This window comes from Lysobacter sp. HDW10 (assembly GCF_011300685.1).
GTDB lineage: Bacteria > Pseudomonadota > Gammaproteobacteria > Xanthomonadales > Xanthomonadaceae > Solilutibacter.
Window position 1 is genome coordinate 152,142 of the sequence record NZ_CP049864.1, and the last position, 19,601, is coordinate 171,742.

A 19,601-nucleotide genomic window follows, 5' to 3' on the forward strand; every position below is an offset into this window, starting at 1 on the left:
GCATACGCCCGGTGACGTCAACGGGTGGTTAGAGCACGCCTTGTCCGGGAATTTCACCCACGCGCTCCGGATCAAAACCCGCGATCTGCGCGAAGTCTTTGCCGCGCTCAACGTAATCCTTATAGAGGCCGAAACTCGGCGCACCGGGTGACATCAAGACCACGCCTTCCCCGTTCAAGGCCGCGCGCGCTTTGTCGACCGCGTCCGCAAGACTCAACGCCGATTGCAGCACTACGCCTTGTTCCATGCACACGCGACGAATGATTGCATTGATGCGCGGGCCATTCGCGCCCATGGTAATGATCACCGCCGGCGCCTGTGTGGCCAGCGCATCAGCAAATGGATACCAATCCAAACCACGATCGTGTCCACCGAGAATGATCGCGACCTTTTTGTTCGCATAGACGTCCAGAGCTGCGAGCGCAGTATTCGGCGTCGTGCTGATTGAATCGTTGACATATTCAATGCCGTCTTTAGCGCCCATTGACTGCAGGCGATGCGGCAATGGCTTGAAAGCAAGTGCGGAAAATGCGAGTTCGCGCGCATCGAAGCCCAGCACTTCCAATGCCAGCAGCACGCCGCACAAATTGCCGCGATTGTGCACACCAGGCAGCGGCATTTTGGACACGTCGATGATTTTCTCATCGCCGCGATAGATGTGGTTGTCACGCAAATGCCACCCTTCGGGATGGTTGAACCAATGCACTTCGCTATTCGGGAGCGACAGCTGCGTGAGATTGGCATCTTGCGCGTTCAATATCGCGAAGTGCGGCTTGGCGGCCGTCAACAGCGCGAGCTTGTCGCGCACATAGGTCGCTTCGTCGCCATGCCAATCCAAATGTTCGGCGATCACATTCGTCACCAACGCCAAGTGCGGGCGCATCCCACTCGCAGCGACCTCTGTGGTTTGAAAGCTGGAGAGCTCGATGGCCCAGTAATCGGCGCGTGCGCGCATCATCTCGACCAAAGGCATGCCGATGTTGCCGACCAAGCCGACGTGTTTTCCGGCAGCGCGCAGCAAGTGCGCCAGCAATGCCGTGGAAGTGCTCTTACCTTTCGTACCCGTGACGCAGAGGGTTTTGTCGCCCGCGTGTTCAGCGAACCACAAGGCCGTGCCGCTGGTGAACACCGTGCCGCGTTCTTTTGCCGCTTCAACCATCGGCTTGTAAGGCGAAATGCCCGGCGACTTCAAAACGTAGTCGTAGTGACTTAAAACTTCTTCGTCGACATGGATGGTGCAAACGACGCGCGGGTCATTCATGGATTCGACAATTTCCGCATCCGCCTCGGTGCACAGAATCGTCAATCTAAGTTCGGGCAGTTCAGCGCGAATCGCTTGATACACGGCCTGGCCTTCTTTGCCAAAGCCCCAAATCGCGACGCGGCGGTGTTCGAGCTCAAAAATGCGCACGAACTTTCTCCCACACATGTGCGGGAATGCCATGCTCACCTTCCAAGGTCAGCAGCGGTTCGATCGATAGTTCAGATGCGTCCAATTGAGGGGCAATTTCGCGCGCGAAGCGCTCGACCAAGGCATCTTCATCCCACTCCGAGCGTTGCGTGAGTGCGGCCATGGCTGCGCGAGATTCTTTTGCCTCACCCACACATTCAAATGGCTTGTGATTGCGGTACTCGAGCAGCGCATCGTAGCCCTCGGTCTGACCTTCGTCGTCAAGCAGGTTGCGCCCGAAAATCGAGACCAAGCGCGTCTTCGGCATGAAGGGTGCCAGCGCCAAAAACACAAAGTGACACTTCGGACAAATGCCGCACCAGCGTTGCGTCGGCTTCTCGCCCAGCAAATGGAAGTTGCGATTGCAGCTGGAGAACCACGCATCGTATTTCTCAGTCCGCGCAAATTGACGTGCCACCGCCAATTCAGACAGCGGACGCAACAAGGAGTAGTACGAGAGATCTGCAGCAATGCGACTGCGCACGATGTCCGCAAACGCCTTCTCAAACTCCCAGCCCTTTGACCATTGGTGATTCACCTCACCCGTGCCTTCAATCAGGCTGCCGTAGCTCGCAGAGCGTTCGTTGGAGAACACCACCTGATTCGAACCGGTGACAATCGCCGCCAGCACCAAGATGGCCGAGTTCACGGCGGTGACAGGAATATGCCCATTCCAAGCGCCCAAACGGTTGTACTCGAACAACTCAGGCGCCAACTGACGCGTGATGTTCAAAGTCGGTAATCCTGTGCGTGCGGCACAGGTGGCAATCAATTGCGAACCACCAATCCAACACACGACCGGATTCACACCGGCATCGCGCAAGGCCTCAATGGACACCAATGAGTCTTTGCCGCCACCAATCGCGACCAAGGCGCGTTCTTGCAATTGAATGGCCGGCGCGTTTGCGGCATCTTCTTGCGTGTGCGGAAAGACGATGCGCGCGTGCAGATCCAAGCCGTTGCGATAGGCGAACTCGCCCAAGCCATTCAAATAGACCGACTCGAGAAAAGCAGCGAGCTTCGCATCGATGGATGTGTCTTGAATCTCAATCTTCGGCGGCACGGCCGCCTTGTAGTAGCTCACGCCTGCAATCAAATGCAGCAGTTTCGTCGCAGCAGCAGCAGCCGCCAACTGTGTAGCATCCAATCGGAATGGCGCGCCGGGGATGACAACCGTCTCGGTCATTTCCGGGCCGTCATCAAAGGCATACACCAAGCGTGCTTCACCCGTCGACGGATCAAAACTGTTGCGAACAAATCGGAAACGCTCAATGGCGGTGCGATCGAACTCCAAAATTTTCACTCGATAATTTCCTCGCGCGGCAATTTGCGCATGTTGTAACGGCTCGCCATGGTCATGCCATAGGCACCTGCATCGGCGATCAAAATAATGTCGTTTTCGGCCGTTGAAAGCGGTAGGTCTCGATCACTGCCAAGGACGTCTCCGCTTTCGCAAATCGGGCCGACAACATCAAACTCACCCATCGACCCGTGGCCGTTCTTAGACAAGTTTTGAATGTCATGCCAAGCATCGTAGAGCGAGGGACGAATTAAGGCGTTCATCCCTGCATCGACGCCGATGCGTGCAACGCCCGACTTTTGAACGACCTGCGTAACACGCGTTAACAATACGCCCGCCTCGGCCACCAAGAATCGACCGGGCTCACACGCCAATTTGTAGCGCGGGAAGGCCGCCTTGATCGCGGCAATCGCTGCGCCGAATGCGTCCAGATCAAACGGCTCGGCATCTGGTGTATACGGAATCGGCAATCCACCGCCCATATCGATCCATTCAATTGAGCCGATTTGCTCAGCAATGCCAATCAGCTCGGAATACACCTGGGCCCAATGGTTCGGTGACTCGATGCCACTGCCCAAGTGGGCATGCAGACCGACGATCTGAATATCCAAGGCGCGCGCAGCGCGGACGAACGCACCCAAACGCGTGATGTCCAACCCAAACTTGGATGCGGCACCCCCTGTCACCACTTTCTCGTGATGGCCGTCGCCGTGACCGAGGTCTACGCGCAGCCAAATCTGTCGGCCTTTAAAGACGGAAGGCCAATGTTCGAGCACCTCCACATTATCCAGCGTGACCGTTGCGCCCATCTCGAGTGCACGCTCATACTCAGCACGCGGTGCGAAGCTCGGCGTAAACAAAATACGTGCTGCATCGATGTTTGGAATGCTTGCTTGCAGATGTTCGATTTCATCGACTGACACACACTCGAAACCGAAGCCCGCTTTGTCGATCTCACGCAACACGACCGGATTCGAATTCGCCTTCATCGCGTAGAAGCGCGCGTCGAATGAGGTGATTGCATTCAACTGAGCTGCACGTTCGCGCACGGTTGGCAAGTGATAGACGTATGTCGGTCCGTGCTGCGTGCCGATCGCGGTAAGGCGCGCACGTTCGTGTGTCCACCAACGGCTGTGTTCGACTTCGCGCAGATTGACCAACTGACGCCAACTCTGGCCAAACACTTCACGTTCACGAATGGGCATCGCACCGCTGCGAATCAATTCCGCATGCAACAGCGGAATCATGCCGTCGGCATCCGCTTCATCAATGACGAAGGTCAGGTTCAAATCGTTTGACGACTGCGAAATCAAATGCACGCGCTCACGACCAAAGGTCGCCCACACGTCGGACAGCTTGTGCAACATTGAACGCATGCCGCGACCGACCAACGTAATTGCCGCGCACGGCGCAATGACCTTGACTTTGCAGATCGTGGACAAATCGGCTGACAAACGTTCAAGCACGTCTGTGCTGACCAAATTCTCGCTGGGATCAAGCGACACGGTGACGTTGGTTTCAGACGAACCGATCAGGTCCACCGACAAACCGTGTGCTTTGAAGCGCTCGAAAATGTCCGACAAGAAGCCGACTTGTTGCCACATGCCGATCGATTCCATCGACACCAGCACAATGCCGTTTCGACGACTGATGGCTTTAACACCACGTACTTGTTTTTTCGTGCGTGCAATGCGCGTGCCGCCCAAGCTCGGATTCGATGTATCCAAGATCCGAATCTCAATATCCGCATCGCGGCATGGACCGATCGCGCGCGGATGCAAGACCTTTGCGCCTGTGGTGGCAATTTCTTGCGCTTCTGCGTGATCGAGTTGCGACAGCAATCGCGCCTCCGGCACTTCGCGCGGATTCGCACTGAATAGACCTGGCACATCCGTCCAGATCTCAACACGATCTGCTTTGAGCAGTGCGCCGAAATAGGCTGCCGACGTATCGGAGCCCCCGCGACCCAAGATGGCGGTACCGCCGTCTGCATGTCGCGAGATAAAGCCTTGGGTAATGCCCAATTGTCCGACCGCTGCCGACAATCGCGCCACCACGTCTGGTGCATGGTCATGCGCGCAATTGACCGACAGGCGTTTCGACCATTCGCTTTGGTTCGGTAGCGCGAGCGCAGACAGCCAGTCGCGCGCATCGGTCCAACGCATGTCGAAGCCTTGCGTGCCCAAATAAGCGGCGCCGAGAGACGACGACAGCAGTTCACCTTGTGCCAAAACTTCGGCTTGCCAGTCAAACGAACGCGTTGTGCGGCGCGCGTCTTCGCACATCAAGTGATGCAACACCTTCAGTCGCTCAGCCAAAATGCCGTCGACGGCGAGTCCCAAGGTGTGCGCAAACTGGACGTGGATGTCTGCAATTTGCGCGTATTGTGCGTCCAGTTCTGCACGACCCTCAGCGGCCGCCAACAGCAGATTGGTCACGCCAGATACCGCAGAAACGACGACTAATACGCGTTTTCCTTCGTCCAAACGTGATTGCGCCAAGCGGCCAATCGTGTCCCAACGTTCCCGCTTTGAAACTGAAGTACCACCGAATTTAAGGACGACCCATTGCGAGTCAGAGGTTATTGTCATGAGTTGTGGGATGATGCGCAGCCGAATCGGGCAAGTAAGCGATTCTATCGAATCCGCCGCCTTGCGATGGCCTTAAACCGCATTGGAGTCAGATGAAAAAGTCGAGACGCTTTACCCAGGTGGATGTCTTTGCCAATCGACCGGGCGCCGGGAATCCATTGGCCGTTGTTTTAGACGCTGAAGGCTTGGACGACGCAACCATGCAAGCGATTGCCGCTTGGACACGACTGCCGGAAACCACCTTTGTATTTCCGCCGCCCTATGCGGGTGTCAGTTACGGCCTGCGCATCTTTAGCCCGAGGCGTGAGGTCCCGTTTGCGGGCCACCCGAGCGTCGGCACTGCCCACGCCGTACTTGAGGCCGGATTGGCATCACCCATCGATGGCCAGCTCATTCAATCGGGGATTGCCGGTGACCTACCCCTTCAAGTGAGCGGCGAAGGCGATCGAAGAACCCTTGCGATCCGTACACCCAAGGCATCGCAACTGCGTCTAGGCACCGCGGAAGATACAGCGCTCGTGCAAGCAGTTCGCGGTATTCCACAGGGTGCACTGCCACCTGTGCTGATGGACGGCGGACGTCGCTGGTGGTTGGTGGAAGTTGAAAGTGAAGCGGCGTTGCGCACTGCACAACCTGATTGGGATGCCATCGCTGCGCTTGCTGAAAGCACGCAAAGCATGGGCGTTTTCGCCTATGCGCGCAGCGACGACGCCGTGTATTACTACGCTGTCCGCGCGTGGGTCGGTGCGCCTGCGCGGTTTGAAGACGCCGCCTCCGGTGCAGCGAATGCCGTTTTGGCGGCATGGTTGGCGTCGCAAAATGCGATTCCCGGTGACGGCCATTTCTATCGTGTCAGTCAAGGACGCGAAGTCGGCCATGACGCTGTGTTGGAACTCACCGTTGATGCGGAAGGTCACGTTTGGTCGGGCGGTCGCGTCTGCACCGTGGTGGATGGACACATCGATTGGCGCGACTGACATGATTTGTCAGGTGCAGAAAAACATGCCGAATCAAGCCATTGCATTTCGAACCTGCCGCTCATCATTCACTTGCCGAGCGGTGATCCGTTGATCCGCGCAAAAATCAGCTGTGAAAAAAAGTTTAAAAAAACGCGAAAAACCCCTTGTTGCGCGTAAATCCATGCAATACAGTGAAGTGCCGGTGTTAACCGCGCCCTATCAAATTCCCTACGAAACGAGGATCGTTCAAAACATGGCCACGAAGAAAGCCGCCAAAGCTGCCAAGGCAGCACCGAAGAAGGCTGCTAAGGCAGCGCCGAAAGCCGCTCCGAAAGCTGCAACGATGAAGCCGATCAAAGAAGCCCTGACCAAGTCTGGTCTGGTTGCTCACATTGCTGACAACACCGGTGTTGCATCGCGCGACGTTCGCGCCGTGTTGGCATCGTTGGAAAGCACTGTCCACGCATCGGTCAACAAGAAGGGCGCAGGCTCCTTCACGATGCCGGGCTTGTTCAAGATTTCGGCTGTTGAAGTTCCGGCGCGTCCGGCACGTAAAGGCATCAACCCGTTTACTAAGGAAGAAGTGACCTTCAAGGCACGTCCGAAGTCGACCAAGGTGAAAGTGCGTCCGCTGAAGAAGCTGAAAGACGCTGCCGCCTAAGGCGCTTGCGATTCTCGATGAATAGAAACCGGCACTTGTTGCCGGTTTTTATTTGTCCTTACGTTTCCTTCATGACCGTCGGCGCACGCTTCCGTTTGAATGCGATTTCAAGAGGTGCCTATGCGTTTGACCACCCCCTTGCTTGTGCTTGGCGCAGTCCTATCGGTGGCCGGGTGTAAAGAAAAGAACGGCCCCGTCACACCAGAAGCAAGTGCCGTTGCAGGCGGACATTCGAGTGCACTGCCCTCTCCGACGGCTAACGGATCAACAGGCTCTGTGACAGGCACACCGACGGGTCAAGCACCGCTGTCGTTGCCGCCGGTGACGTATATTCCAGCTCCGACAGCATCAGCAACGACGCCGGCATCGACGCCTGTTGCCACAAACGCAGCTTCGTCGACGTCGAGACCTACCGTTACCAACACATCAACTGCAGGCCCGGTGACCGCCGTCATTGGCATCGATAGCGCGTCAGAGCCGACAGTCGCCGACGCAAAGCGCGTCATTGAGGACTACTACGCAGCGGTAAACCGCGGCGCTTATGACAGCGCATTTCGCATGTGGGCAGACAACGGCCTCGCGAGTGGTAAAACCTTGCAGCGTTTCACCGACGGCTATGCCGATACATCCAGTGTGAGCATCAACATCGGCGACCCGGGGCCGATCGATGCGGGCGCCGGTCAACGACACATCGTGATTCCGGTGCGGGTCATTGCGCGTCAACGTGATCAATCTACGAAAACCTACAGCGGTACCTATACCTTGGGTCGCACTGTGGTCGATGGTGCGAGCGCAGAGCAGAAAAGTTGGCGCATCCAATCTGCAGACATCCGTGCTTCGGGGGGCTAAATCGAGCCCAAAGAAAAAGCGGCCTCAAAGGCCGCTTTTTCATCACTGACGTCGAACCTCAAGCCTTACTTGCTTTCGACTTCTTGGCCGCTTTTTTCTCTTCTTCTTTTGGTTGCAGCATGGTGCCGGTGCAATTCTTGCATCCGCAACGACAGCCCCAGAGCTGCTTCAATTCGGGGGTATAAGGCTCATCCAAGGTGATGCCGTAGTTATAGGTCAACTCTTCGCCCGCCTTGATGTCGCGGATTGCTTCGATGAAAACCTTGTCTTTGTGACGCTTGCCCTTCTCATTCTCTTCAAGGACCGCTTCACAATTCGGCTGGCAGCTGTGGTTGATCCAACGCGCAACATTGCCGTCCTTATTGGCATCAATGACGTACTCGTCATTCAAGGTGAACAGGAAGGTGTGCCCGTCTTCATCGACGGCCCCGTACTCCTCGTCCACTTCATCGTGGCTCCGGATCGTGCCCTTGTAGCGCACGACGCGCTCACCTTTTGCAATGTCTTCGGTGGCGAAGACGCCATTTCCGTGAATGTCTGATTCGCGACGCTCGATCTTCTTATGCTTCTTTGCCATGCCATCTGCCTTTGGTTGAACGCCGAGTATACGGGGCGCGCGCACGACGCCTAGGCTTCAGAAGTTGAATGCGACACCTTCAATCCGTACAATATTGGTCCTGTTACAGGATGTCTCCGCCCCATGCTTCGAATTGCTCGACTCACCGACTACGCCACTGTCGTTATGACGGTCTTGGCTGAGGCACCCGGTGCCGTGCTCAGTACCACCGAGCTCGCCGAACGCGCAGGTCTCGAAGCGACAACCGTCGCAAAGGTGTTGAAACCGTTGGCACAACACGGCCTGGTTGAAGCTTTTCGTGGCAGTGCCGGCGGCTACAAGTTGGCGCGCGATGCGCGCGACATCAATTTAGGCGACGTCGTTGAAGCCATGGAAGGTCCCCTCGCCATGACGGAATGCTGCAGCGCCGATACCGGATGCGCGATTTCCCGCGCTTGCCGTTCACGCCACGCTTGGCAGCGCGTCAATCACCTCATTGCCGATGCATTGAGGGCGACACCGCTGCTGCCGACTGAAGGAGCCCATCAATGAACACGCGCAATGCCGAAATCACGGAACAACTCGGCCGCCGCTACGAAGCCGGCTTTATCACCGAGATTGAATCTGAATCGTTGCCGCCCGGCCTCAACGAAGACATCATCCGCGCTCTGTCTCTAAAGAAAGAAGAGCCGGAATGGATGACGGAATGGCGCTTACACGCGTTTCGTCATTGGTTGACAATGGACACACCCGAATGGGCCTATCTGAAAATTGCACCCATCGATTTTCAGGCGATCAGCTATTACTCCGCACCGAAGGCGAAATACAACTCGCTGGATGAAGTGCCGCAAGAACTGATCGATACCTACGACAAGTTAGGCGTGCCCTTGCATGAGCGCGCGAAGCTGGCGGGTGTCGCCGTTGACGCAGTGTTCGATTCGGTGAGCGTGGGCACCACGGTCCACAAGGAATTGATTGAGCGCGGCATCATCTTTTGCTCGATGTCTGAAGCAATCAAGAAGCATCCGGAGCTCGTCAAGAAATACCTCGGCACCGTCGTGCCCGTGGGTGACAACTACTTTGCCGCATTGAATTCGGCTGTGTTCTCAGATGGCAGCTTTGTCTTTATCCCTGAAGGCGTGAAGTGCCCGATGGAACTGTCGACGTACTTCCGGATCAATGCAGGCCATACCGGTCAGTTCGAACGCACCTTGATCATTTGCGAAGACCGCGCGCAAGTCAGTTACCTGGAAGGCTGCACCGCACCGATGCGTGACGAGAATCAATTGCACGCCGCCGTCGTTGAATTGGTCGCCCTCACGGACGCCGACATCAAATATTCGACCGTACAGAACTGGTACCCGGGCGATGAAAACGGTGTGGGCGGCATCTATAACTTCGTGACCAAGCGTGCCGAATGCCGCGGTGATCGCAGCAAGGTGACTTGGACCCAAGTCGAAACCGGCTCAGCGATCACTTGGAAATATCCCAGCTGTGTCTTGAAAGGCGATGACAGTGTGGGCGAGTTCCACTCCGTCGCGCTGACGCATCACCGGCAACAGGCCGACACCGGCACCAAGATGATCCATCTGGGCAAGCGCACGAAGTCAAAGATCGTCAGCAAGGGGATTAGCGCCGGGCATGGTCAGAACACGTATCGCGGCTTGGTGCGCGTGGAGAGCGGCGCAGAAGGCGCACGTAACCACACGCAATGCGACTCACTATTGATCGGCAAAAATTGCGGTGCACATACCTTCCCCTACATTGTCGCCAAGCATCCTGACGCGACGATAGAGCACGAAGCAACCACCTCCAAGATCAGCGATGACCAACTCTTCTATTGCCGTGCGCGCGGTATTGGTGAAGAAGATGCGGTGTCCATGATCGTGGACGGTTTCTGCCGTCAGGTCTTCCGCGAATTGCCGATGGAATTTGCAGTGGAAGCAAAGAAATTGTTGGAAGTCTCACTTGAAGGCGCAGTGGGTTAATTCACCCCTTCTGAAATATTGTTCGGAGCGAGTACGCAAATGTTGTCTATCGAAAATCTGCACGCACGCGTGGAATCACGCGAAATCCTGAAAGGGCTCGATCTCATTGTGAAGCCCGGCGAAGTGCACGCCATCATGGGGCCGAACGGTGCGGGCAAATCCACCTTGGGCAATGTGCTGTCTGGACGCGATGGCTATGAAATCACCAGCGGCGCCGTGCAGTTTGAAGGCCAAGACTTGTTGGCCTTAGCCCCGGAAGAACGCGCAGCACTCGGTGTGTTTCTCGCGTTTCAGTATCCGGTGGAAATTCCGGGCGTGAACAACACCTACTTCTTGCGCACTGCGTTGAATGCGCAACGTAAAGCGCAGGGCAAACCTGAACTCGATTCCGTCGAATTCCTGAAGTTGGTTCGCGAGAAGATCAAAGTACTGCATCTGCCCGACAGCTTATTGGCACGCGGTGTCAATGAAGGTTTCAGTGGCGGCGAGAAAAAGCGCAACGAGATCTTTCAACTGGCCGTGCTTGAACCCAAGTTAGCCATTTTGGATGAAACCGATAGCGGTCTCGACATCGATGCATTGAAAGCCGTGGCACATGGTGTGAATGCGCTGCGTTCGCCTGATCGTTCTTTCATCGTCATTACGCACTATCAGCGCCTGCTTGACTACATCAAACCGGACGTCGTGCACGTCTTGGCCGATGGTCGCATTGTCGAAACCGGTGGACCGGAATTGGCACTTGAACTCGAAGCGCATGGCTACGCTTGGATCAAAGACCGCGTCGGCCCGGAGGCGGTGTCGGCCCCATGAGCGCACTGCTTGAAAGCCTGACCGTGCCGCACAACGGCTTGAGCGCAGAAACACGCTTGCAAGCCATCTGCAATGCGGGGTTACCTGGACGCAGCGAAGAAGCGTGGCGCACCACGTCCTTGCGTGCCTATGAGCGTCGCAGTTTTGGCATCGCTGAAATGCCGACGGTTGCACCTTCGCGTGTCGCAGATATTCCGTCGCCCCGAGTGGTTTTCGCCAACGGGCACTACGTGCCTGAACTGAGTGATCTGCAAGGCAGCGAAAACCTGCTATCCATCGCCGTTGGGCCGAGCAAAATCGCTTACCAAACCAGCTTCACTGCGGATCGCTTCTTGGAAGAGATTGCAGAATCGCAAAACAGTGCGGGCGTGAGCATCACGGTGCTTGCAGGCGCACATGCGCGCATCAACTGGGTGAATCTCTCGATAGCTACCAGCGCCGACGTGGCGTGGCATTCGCAGCACCATGTGCACGTTATGGAAGGCGCAACGCTGATGCTCATCGAGCACCATGTGGGCGACGCCGATGCAACGCACTTCGCCAACTTGGTATGCACGCTCCGCTTGGATGCACACGCGCGCTGCGAACACCTACGCATTCAAAATCATGATGCAAAGATGTTGAGTTTCTGCAGCAGCTTTGCCAGCCTGGAAAGCAACGCACACTATCGACGTCTCGATCTGGAATTCGGCGCTGCTGTGTCACGCCATGTCATTGATGTGGACCTACGCGGCGAGGGCGCCGTCTGCGAAGCGCATGGCGTAGCCGTCGCGAGCGACAAACAACACATCGACACACGATTGAATGTCAGTCACATCGGCAAGAATGCACGCTGCGACTTACGTTGGCGCGGCATTGCCAATGACCGCGCCCGGATCATCACCCATGGCGGCATTCGCATTCGCCACGGCGCCGATGGCAGCGATGCTGCGTTCAATTCGCGCAATATCTTGCTGTCCAATGGCGCAACCATTGAATCGCAACCTGTGCTGGAAATTCACGCAGACGAAGTCAAGGCAGCGCATGGCTCCACCGTTGGCCAACTGGATCCGCTCGCCCTGTTCTACTTGCGTACGCGCGGCATTCCGGAACAGAAGGCCCGTGCAATCTTGACCCGTGCATTCGGCAATGAAGTCATCGACTTGATTGAAGACAGCGAATTGGCGAAAGCCGCCAATGCCGCGCTCGCCGTTGCCATGCGAGACAAAACAGTATGAGCACCGTCGATTGGGCCGCCGTTCGCACTGACTTTCCGTTGTTGTCGCGCGAAGTCAATGGCAAACCCTTGCGCTACTTCGATACGGCCAATACCAGTCAGAAGCCGCACGTGGTGATCGAGGCGACAGACGCGTTCTATCGTCTGCACAACGCCAATGTCAGCCGTGCCGTGCACACCTTGGGAAGCGAAGCGACCGAGGCCTACGAGGCCGCACGCAAATCGATCGCGGCTTTCATGAACGTGCCGGCCAACAGCCTGATTTTGACCAGCGGCACCACCTTCGGTATCAATCTCGTTGCCTATGCATGGGCGTTGCCACGATTGAAAGCAGGTGATCGCATTTTGCTCACCCGCATGGAACATCACGCCAACATCGTGCCTTGGCAAATCATTGCTGAGCGCACAGGTGCCGTCGTCGAAGCCATCGACTTGCTGCCCGATGGCAGCTTGGATCTGAATGCTTTGTACGCGGCGATGAATGACCGCGTTAAATTGCTCGGCCTCACCCACGTCAGCAATGTGTTGGGCACGGTGAATCCGGTGCGTGACATTTGCCGCGAAGCGCGCAAACACGGCATCACCACCTTGGTGGATGGTTCGCAGGCACTCCCGCACATGCCGGTGGATGTGGCTTCATTAGGCTGCGATTTTTACGTTGCGACAGGCCACAAGATGTGCGGCCCAACGGGCACGGGTGTCCTTTGGGGACGCAAAGCGCTGTTAGACGAGATGCCCCCGTTTATTGGCGGTGGCGAAATGATTAAAGAAGTTCGCTTCGAAGGCACCGTCTTTAATGACGTGCCGGGTAAGTTCGAAGCCGGCACGCCGAACATTGCCGGGCACGTTGGTCTGGGCGCCGCTGTGCGCTACCTCGAAAGCATCGGCATGGCCAATATCCAAGCGCGCGAGGCAGAACTGCTCGCCTACGCCACAGTGAAGTTGTCAGAGATTGAAGGCCTGCACATTTTTGGCACTGCCAAGGACAAGGCGGCCATCATTTCATTCGCCATCGAAGGTGCGCATGCGCATGACTTGGCCACCTTGCTAGATCTTGAAGGGATCGCGGTACGCTCCGGTCAACACTGCGCGCATCCTTTGATGCACTATCTCGGCGTCAGTGCGACCTGTCGTGCGTCCATTGCGTTTTACAACACGCACGAAGAGATTGATGCCTTGGCAACGGCCATCCAAAAAGTCCGCAAACTGCTGCAATGACTATGACGATTGAATTTCGCGTCGCCACCCATGCGGATATCCCCTGGCTAGTGGACCTAGTGACACGCGCCTATCGCGGTGACGCCAGTCGCAAAGGTTGGACCACAGAAGCTGACCTGCTGGATGGCCAGCGCATCGATGCCGAACGCGTCGAAGCGCTCATTGATGCACCGCAAAGTGTCGTCGTTATTGCCAGGGTCAATGGCAATGACATCGCTTGTGCGCACGTTGCCTTGGAAGATGGCGCCGGCTACTTCGGCATGTTTTCAGTCGAACCCGAAACACAGGGTGGCGGTATTGGCAAAGCGGTGTTGGCGGAAGCCGAACGCATCGCGCACAGCCGTTGGCAAGCCGAAGTGATGCGCATGACCGTGATCGATGTTCGCGACACCTTGATCGCATTTTACGAACGTCGCGGTTACGTCCGCACAGGACGCTATGCGCCCTTCCCTTATGGCGATGAGCGCTGTGGTATTCCGAAGCGCGACGATTTGCGCTTCGAAGTGTTGGAAAAGGATTTGCGCCATGGCTGAGTGGACGCGCGTTGCACACATTGCAGAAGTGTTGCCGGGCGAACGCATGACGGCCTGGGTCGACGACTTACCGATTTTGATTGCCAACATCGACGGCGACTACTTCGCCGTGGAAGACAAGTGCACGCACGAAGACTTTGAATTGAGCGCCGGCCCCATCGACGCCGACACCGCCACGATTGAATGTGTCTTGCACGGCGCGCGATTCGACCTGAAAACCGGCGAAGCGCTGTGTGCGCCCGCCTATACGCCCGTACGCGCATTCAGCCTGAAAATCGAGGATGACTACGTCTGGGTCGATCTTGAATGAGAATGACTTGCAAAATCATTTGCAAATAGGAATCACTATCATTTAGACTGGCCACTCGCATTCATCAGGCCACTCCTTTGATCGTCTCTCGAAAACACAGCTTGAGCCAACGCCAAGCGCTGACCCAAGCCTCCCTCAAATCTCTCGCAGCTGCTGGCATCGCCTTGAGCGCCGCGCAATTTGCCGGTGCAGCCGAACTGCCCACCAAGAAAGCGGACACCCCCACCGCTGAAGACCAACAGAAAGCCGCCAAGACTTTGGATGCAGTGAACGTGCGCGGTCTTCGCGACACCTCTGCGTCGAACAAGTACACGCAAGCACTGCAGAACACACCGCAGACCGTCCAAGTCATCGGTCGGGAACTGATTAAAGAACAAGGCGCCACCACCCTCGCCGAAGCGCTTCGCAACAGCGCAGGTGTGGGCACGTTCTACGCAGGTGAAAACGGCAACACCTCCACCGGCGACACCATTTCGATGCGTGGTTTCGATACGTCGAACAGCATTTTCTTGGATGGGATTCGCGACGTCGGTTCGATCTCGCGCGATGTCTTCAATATCGAACAGATTGAAGTAGTGAAAGGTCCGGCAGGCACCGATACCGGCCGCGCCGCACCGACCGGTTCGATCAATATGATCACCAAGCAAGCACGATTGCAGAATGCCATTTACGGCACGCTTTCCGCCGGCACAGACAACCAGAAGCGCATCACCACTGACTGGAGTCAAAAACTGAGCCCGACAAGCGCGCTGCGCCTCAATGGCATGTGGCAGGACAGCGGCGTTGCAGGTCGTGACCATGTCAAGAACAGTCGCTGGGCCATCGCCCCGTCGCTGGCATTCGGTTTGGGCACAGAGACGCGCATCTATCTCAATCTGTTCCATATGAAGCAAGACAACGTGCCGGACGGTTTTGTACCGACCGTTGGTCTCCCGGGCTGGACGCCGCAACCGGGTCTTGAACCCCTGGTCGGTCATCCTGTGGATTCGAGCAACTTCTATGGCACCTCGTCGGACCATGACAAAGTGACGGCGCAGATGGCGACACTGCGTTTTGAACATGATCTTGGGGAATTCATCACCCTGACGAACACCACGCGCTGGTCACGTACGAAACAGGACTACATGCTGACATCGTTCATGTCGACCGGTGGCACGGTGGCGAATCCAGCCGCCGGCAACATTCATTGGACGAACCCCAACGATCTCTCGACCTACACGATGAATCGCAGTCTTCCTACCTTCAAAGATCAACGCAATAGCTTGTTGGCGAATCAATTGAATTTGGGTGCCGACTTCGCCACGGGCAGTGTCGAACATGCCTTGAGTGCAGGTCTCGAGTGGACGCGTGAAACGCAAGACTTCTTGTCGCAAGCTGCGTCCGACGGCAGCAGCTGGACACCCGCAAATCTATACAACCCCGACTGGCATGCCACCGGATTGACCTCGCATTACACCGGCGCAGGCACGCATGGCAAAACAACGACAACGTCGCTCTATGTCTTTGACACGATGACCTTTAGCGAGCAGTTCTTGATTACAGGTGGCGTGCGCGCAGACCGTTACAAGACGGAATTCAAGAGCGCCGTGATGTGTAGCGCAACGCGTGCGCCTTTGTGCGGTAGTAATCCGGCTGGCACGGTGTACGACTTCCCGACCACGACTTTGTCGGACACGCTCATCAACTACAAGCTCGGTGCGGTGTACAAGCCGGTCGCCGACTTAAGCCTGTATGCAAACTATGCAATCTCGTACCAACCGCCGGGCGGCGCCAACTTCGCCTTGAGCACTGCGAATAACAGCCTGGACAATCCGTCGATGGACCCGCAAAAGGCCCGCACGATTGAAGTCGGTGCCAAGTGGCGCGTCATGGACGGTCGCCTCGGTCTCGATGCAGCGCTCTTCCGCACGGACGTCACCAACGAAATCAACACGCAAGTGTTGGACATCCATGGCAATCCAACCCAAACCGGCAAGAAGCAAGTCAAAGGCATCGAGCTGTCTGTGTTCGGCAATATCACCGACGCTTGGACGGTTAGCGCGGGCTACACGCACCAGAAGGCTGAAGTCATTGAAGGCGCGCCCGTCACTGCCGACGGCACGCCCAATCTGACCTACACGCCGGGTGACAGCTTCACCGCATGGACCTCGTACAAGCTGCCGTTCGGATTGACGATCGGCGGGGGTGCGCGCCACATGGGCGGATTGCATCGCGGCACCGATGGCGCCAAGGGCACGCCGAGCTACACCGAAAGCTATACGGTGTACGACGCGGTGGCAGCGATGCCGCTTTCGGATCGACTCGACTTGCGCTTGAATGCCTACAATTTGACCAATAAGGACTACGTGGCTTCCATCAACAAGAGCGGCTATCGCTATACGCCGGGTGCGGCGCGAAGCTTCCTGTTGAGCTTGGACTTCAAGTTCTGATATCCGGTCACATCGAGTTACGCCCATGCTCTTGCATATCCCTTCAGTGTTGACCCCAGAAGCGCTCACCGACATTCGGTCTGCGCTGACCGATGCAACATGGACCGACGGTCGAGAAACCGTCGGTGCGCTTGGCGCACAAGTGAAACGCAATCAGCAGCTGCCCGACGCGTCCCCCGTGCGCGCCGAATTGGCCCGTATCGTCCTTGCAGCACTGGCGCGTAACTCGATGTTTTTCTCTGCAGCATTGCCGCTTAAAACACTCACGCCCCGATTCAATCGATACACGGGGCACGGCGAATACGGCTTTCATGTGGATGGGGCCGTCATGCGTAACGGTGAAGACGCACACCTGCGCTCCGACGTGTCTTGCACGTTGTTTTTGAACGAACCGGAATCTTACGAAGGCGGCGAACTGGTCATCAGCGATACCTACGGCGAGCATGTCGTGAAGTTGCCGGCGGGTGACATGATTCTCTATCCGTCCAGCAGTTTGCACAAAGTCGAACCGGTCACTGAAGGCGCGCGTTTGGCGTCGTTCTTCTGGGTACAAAGCATGGTCCGCGATGACGCACGTCGTCGCATGTTGTTTGAAATGGATGGCGCCATCGAAGCCCTGCGTGGCTCAGATGCAGATAGCACGGCGATCCTGCAATTGACGGGGATCTACCACAACCTGCTTCGACAATGGGCGGAAACATGAGCCCGGGAAAAGACGAAGCCTGGGTTGATGCCGCTGCACGACAACGCCGCGGGTATTGGCTCAGGACGCTCCATCAATGGCATTGGATCAGCGCTGCGGTGTGCATGGTCGGCATGTTGTTGTTTTCAATCACCGGCATCACCTTGAATCACGCAAGTAAAATCGAAGCCACGCCGCAAGTGACGCACTTAGAAACCAAAGTGCCCGCGAAGGTGCTCGAAAGTTTGCAAGGCACACATTCGGAGGACGCACCCTTGCCTGCCGCCGTGACGCAATGGTTGTCGCGCAGTCACAGCATTGATGCACGTGGCAAGAAAGCGGAATGGTCGGAAGAAGAAGTCTATGTCTCGATGCCGGGACCCGGGCATGACGCGTGGTTCAGCGTACAACGCGCGGACGGTGCCTTCGAGTACGAGCGCACAGATCGCGGCGCCTTGGCTTGGCTCAATGACTTGCACAAAGGTCGCAATGCGGGTGCCGCGTGGTCATGGTTTATCGACGTGTTTGCTGCCGCCTGCATCGTCTTTACCTTGACCGGCTTGTTCTTGCTCTATCTCCATTCCAAACAACGTCGAATGACGTGGCCAATGGTCGGCTTGGGTCTGTTGATCCCTGCGCTGTTGGCATTGCTCTTTATCCATTGAATTCAAAATAGGACCTTGTCCATGCGCGTCACTGTCTCTTTAGTCATCGGTAGCTTGTTGGTCGTTCCGGCCCATGCCGGCGAATTGACCGTCAATGTCGAAGTACCGCGAATCAATGCGTCCGAATACCACCGTCCCTATGTCGCTGTTTGGATCGAAGGCGCGAATCAACAGACGGTTGCCAATCTGTCGGTGTGGTATCAGCAGAAAGACAGCAAGGAAGGTGCCGGCACGAAATGGTTGCCGGATCTTCGCCAATGGTGGCGCAAAGGTGGCCGTAGCTTGAAAGTGCCCGCAGATGGCATCACCGGTGCAACGCGCCCGGTGGGCAAGCACGCGATGACATTCGACCAGGGTCACCCTGCACTCGCCAAATTGCCCGCAGGCAAATACACCCTCGTCGTAGAAGCCGTGCGCGAAGTCGGCGGTCGTGAATTGGTCAAGATTCCGTTCGAATGGAATGGCGCACCCAGCACGGGCACGACCAAAGGCAAGACCGAATTAGGCGTCGTGAGCCTGGTTGCAAAGAAATAAAGCCGACGTCGAACACACTTTTTTAAGGAGCTTTCCATGATCCGCACACGTCTCGCAGTGTTTGCTGCACTCAGTGTTTTGTCCTTCTCCGCGCTCGCCCACAAAGCGTGGATCTTGCCCTCGCAAACAGTGGTGTCCGGCACAACGCCGACGGTCACGTTTGATGCTGCGGTCTCCAACGACTTGTTCTATTTCAATCACGTGCCATTGCGCTTGGACAACTTGAACATCACGGCGCCAGACGGCAGCACCTTGCAAGCCGCGAATACGGCCACCGGCAAGTACCGCAGCGTGTTCGATCTCGAGCTGAAACAGCAAGGCACCTACCGTGTCGGCGTGTTGAACAGTGGTTTGTCTGCATCGTGGGATGAGAACGGCACGGCGAAGCGTTGGCGCGGTAATGCGGCCAGCTTTGCGAAAGAGGTACCGGCGAATGCCAAAGATTTGAAAGTCATGCAATCGGTTGGCCGGATTGAAACTTTTGTGACCAACGGCGCACCGACGACAACGGCGCTGAAGTTGCGTGGTGAAGGCATTGAGTTGGTGCCGGTCACGCACCCGAATGATTTGGTTGCAGGCGAAGATGCAACCTTCAAGTTGTACATCGACGGCAAACCCGCCAAAGGCTTGGAAGTCGAGATCATCCAGGGCGGTACACGCTATCGCAATGCGCAGAACGAAATGAAAGTCACCACGGATGCCACAGGTGCATTCACCGCGCATTGGCAGGATGCCGGCATGTACTGGCTGGAAACCACTTCGCAAGACAAGAAGACCAGCGTGCCGCAAGCCAAAGAACGTCGCTTGAGCTACGTGGCAACGCTCGAAGTGTTGCCGCAGTAAAAAGCGC

19 protein-coding genes are annotated in these 19,601 nt (G+C 56.6%); 15 read left to right on the forward strand and 4 right to left on the reverse strand.

Features of this window, described 5'->3' with window-relative positions:
* Positions 1-28: 28 nt before the first annotated feature.
* The 3 genes from murD to G7069_RS00740 are packed head-to-tail and all read right to left on the reverse strand — an operon-like array spanning position 29 to position 5,341.
* Positions 29-1,411 carry a UDP-N-acetylmuramoyl-L-alanine--D-glutamate ligase gene (gene murD / locus G7069_RS00730; protein ID WP_166293347.1) on the reverse strand — a complete coding sequence of 461 codons (1,383 nt, stop codon included), beginning with the start codon at positions 1,409-1,411 and terminating at the stop codon, positions 29-31.
* Positions 1,398-2,747, reverse strand: a complete 1,350-nt coding sequence (murL, locus tag G7069_RS00735; RefSeq protein WP_166297388.1) for a UDP-N-acetyl-alpha-D-muramoyl-L-alanyl-L-glutamate epimerase — start codon at positions 2,745-2,747, stop codon at positions 1,398-1,400. Before murL ends, murD begins: the two co-directional genes overlap by 14 nt.
* 2 nt (positions 2,748-2,749) lie before the next feature.
* Positions 2,750-5,341: a bifunctional aspartate kinase/diaminopimelate decarboxylase gene (locus G7069_RS00740; protein ID WP_166293348.1), complete on the reverse strand. Its 2,592-nt coding sequence runs from the start codon at positions 5,339-5,341 to the stop codon at positions 2,750-2,752.
* A 92-nt stretch (positions 5,342-5,433) separates the two neighbouring features.
* Between G7069_RS00740 and G7069_RS00745 the strand changes: the two genes are divergently transcribed.
* The 3 genes from G7069_RS00745 to G7069_RS00755 all read left to right on the forward strand — a co-directional run bounded on the left by G7069_RS00745 (position 5,434) and on the right by G7069_RS00755 (position 7,810).
* The gene (locus G7069_RS00745; protein WP_166293349.1) at positions 5,434-6,318 is read left to right on the forward strand and encodes a PhzF family phenazine biosynthesis protein; all 885 of its coding nucleotides are present in this window, start codon (positions 5,434-5,436) and stop codon (positions 6,316-6,318) included.
* A gap of 235 nt (positions 6,319-6,553) precedes the next feature.
* Positions 6,554-6,961: an HU family DNA-binding protein gene (locus G7069_RS00750; protein WP_166293350.1), complete on the forward strand. Its 408-nt coding sequence runs from the start codon at positions 6,554-6,556 to the stop codon at positions 6,959-6,961.
* A gap of 120 nt (positions 6,962-7,081) precedes the next feature.
* Positions 7,082-7,810 carry a hypothetical protein gene (locus G7069_RS00755; protein WP_166293351.1) on the forward strand — a complete coding sequence of 243 codons (729 nt, stop codon included), beginning with the start codon at positions 7,082-7,084 and terminating at the stop codon, positions 7,808-7,810.
* 58 nt (positions 7,811-7,868) lie between these two features.
* Here the strand turns inward: G7069_RS00755 and G7069_RS00760 are convergent, their stop codons facing one another.
* The gene (locus G7069_RS00760) at positions 7,869-8,387 is read right to left on the reverse strand and encodes an SET domain-containing protein (RefSeq protein WP_166293352.1); all 519 of its coding nucleotides are present in this window, start codon (positions 8,385-8,387) and stop codon (positions 7,869-7,871) included.
* A gap of 123 nt (positions 8,388-8,510) precedes the next feature.
* Here G7069_RS00760 and G7069_RS00765 point away from each other — a divergent pair, with 123 nt between their 5' ends.
* The 12 genes from G7069_RS00765 (at position 8,511) to G7069_RS00820 (ending at position 19,594) form a co-directional block, all read left to right on the forward strand.
* Positions 8,511-8,918, forward strand: a complete 408-nt coding sequence (locus G7069_RS00765) for an SUF system Fe-S cluster assembly regulator (RefSeq protein WP_166293353.1) — start codon at positions 8,511-8,513, stop codon at positions 8,916-8,918.
* Entirely contained in the window at positions 8,915-10,354 is a 1,440-nt protein-coding gene (gene sufB, locus G7069_RS00770; protein ID WP_166293354.1) for a Fe-S cluster assembly protein SufB, read from the forward strand. Before G7069_RS00765 ends, sufB begins: the two co-directional genes overlap by 4 nt.
* Before the next feature lie 39 nt (positions 10,355-10,393).
* Complete coding sequence (gene sufC / locus G7069_RS00775) at positions 10,394-11,164, forward strand: Fe-S cluster assembly ATPase SufC (protein ID WP_166293355.1); 771 nt, start codon at positions 10,394-10,396, stop codon at positions 11,162-11,164.
* Entirely contained in the window at positions 11,161-12,381 is a 1,221-nt protein-coding gene (gene sufD, locus G7069_RS00780; RefSeq protein WP_166293356.1) for a Fe-S cluster assembly protein SufD, read from the forward strand. Before sufC ends, sufD begins: the two co-directional genes overlap by 4 nt.
* Positions 12,378-13,598 carry a cysteine desulfurase gene (locus G7069_RS00785; protein ID WP_166293357.1) on the forward strand — a complete coding sequence of 407 codons (1,221 nt, stop codon included), beginning with the start codon at positions 12,378-12,380 and terminating at the stop codon, positions 13,596-13,598. Before sufD ends, G7069_RS00785 begins: the two co-directional genes overlap by 4 nt.
* Positions 13,595-14,131 (forward strand): GNAT family N-acetyltransferase, encoded by a 537-nt coding sequence (locus tag G7069_RS00790; protein WP_166293358.1) that lies wholly within the window; start codon positions 13,595-13,597, stop codon positions 14,129-14,131. Before G7069_RS00785 ends, G7069_RS00790 begins: the two co-directional genes overlap by 4 nt.
* Positions 14,124-14,441, forward strand: a complete 318-nt coding sequence (locus tag G7069_RS00795) for a non-heme iron oxygenase ferredoxin subunit (protein WP_166293359.1) — start codon at positions 14,124-14,126, stop codon at positions 14,439-14,441. The genes G7069_RS00790 and G7069_RS00795 overlap by 8 nt, the downstream gene beginning before the upstream one ends.
* Before the next feature lie 101 nt (positions 14,442-14,542).
* Positions 14,543-16,870, forward strand: a complete 2,328-nt coding sequence (locus tag G7069_RS00800) for a catecholate siderophore receptor Fiu (RefSeq protein WP_240912595.1) — start codon at positions 14,543-14,545, stop codon at positions 16,868-16,870.
* Positions 16,871-16,895: 25 nt separating this feature from the next.
* Positions 16,896-17,573: a Fe2+-dependent dioxygenase gene (locus tag G7069_RS00805; protein WP_166293361.1), complete on the forward strand. Its 678-nt coding sequence runs from the start codon at positions 16,896-16,898 to the stop codon at positions 17,571-17,573.
* Entirely contained in the window at positions 17,570-18,217 is a 648-nt protein-coding gene (locus G7069_RS00810) for a PepSY-associated TM helix domain-containing protein (RefSeq protein WP_166293362.1), read from the forward strand. The genes G7069_RS00805 and G7069_RS00810 overlap by 4 nt, the downstream gene beginning before the upstream one ends.
* Positions 18,218-18,238: 21 nt before the next feature.
* Complete coding sequence (locus G7069_RS00815) at positions 18,239-18,751, forward strand: DUF2271 domain-containing protein (RefSeq protein WP_166293363.1); 513 nt, start codon at positions 18,239-18,241, stop codon at positions 18,749-18,751.
* Positions 18,752-18,787: 36 nt separating this feature from the next.
* Complete coding sequence (locus G7069_RS00820; RefSeq protein WP_166293364.1) at positions 18,788-19,594, forward strand: DUF4198 domain-containing protein; 807 nt, start codon at positions 18,788-18,790, stop codon at positions 19,592-19,594.
* The last annotated feature ends 7 nt before the right edge of the window (positions 19,595-19,601 follow it).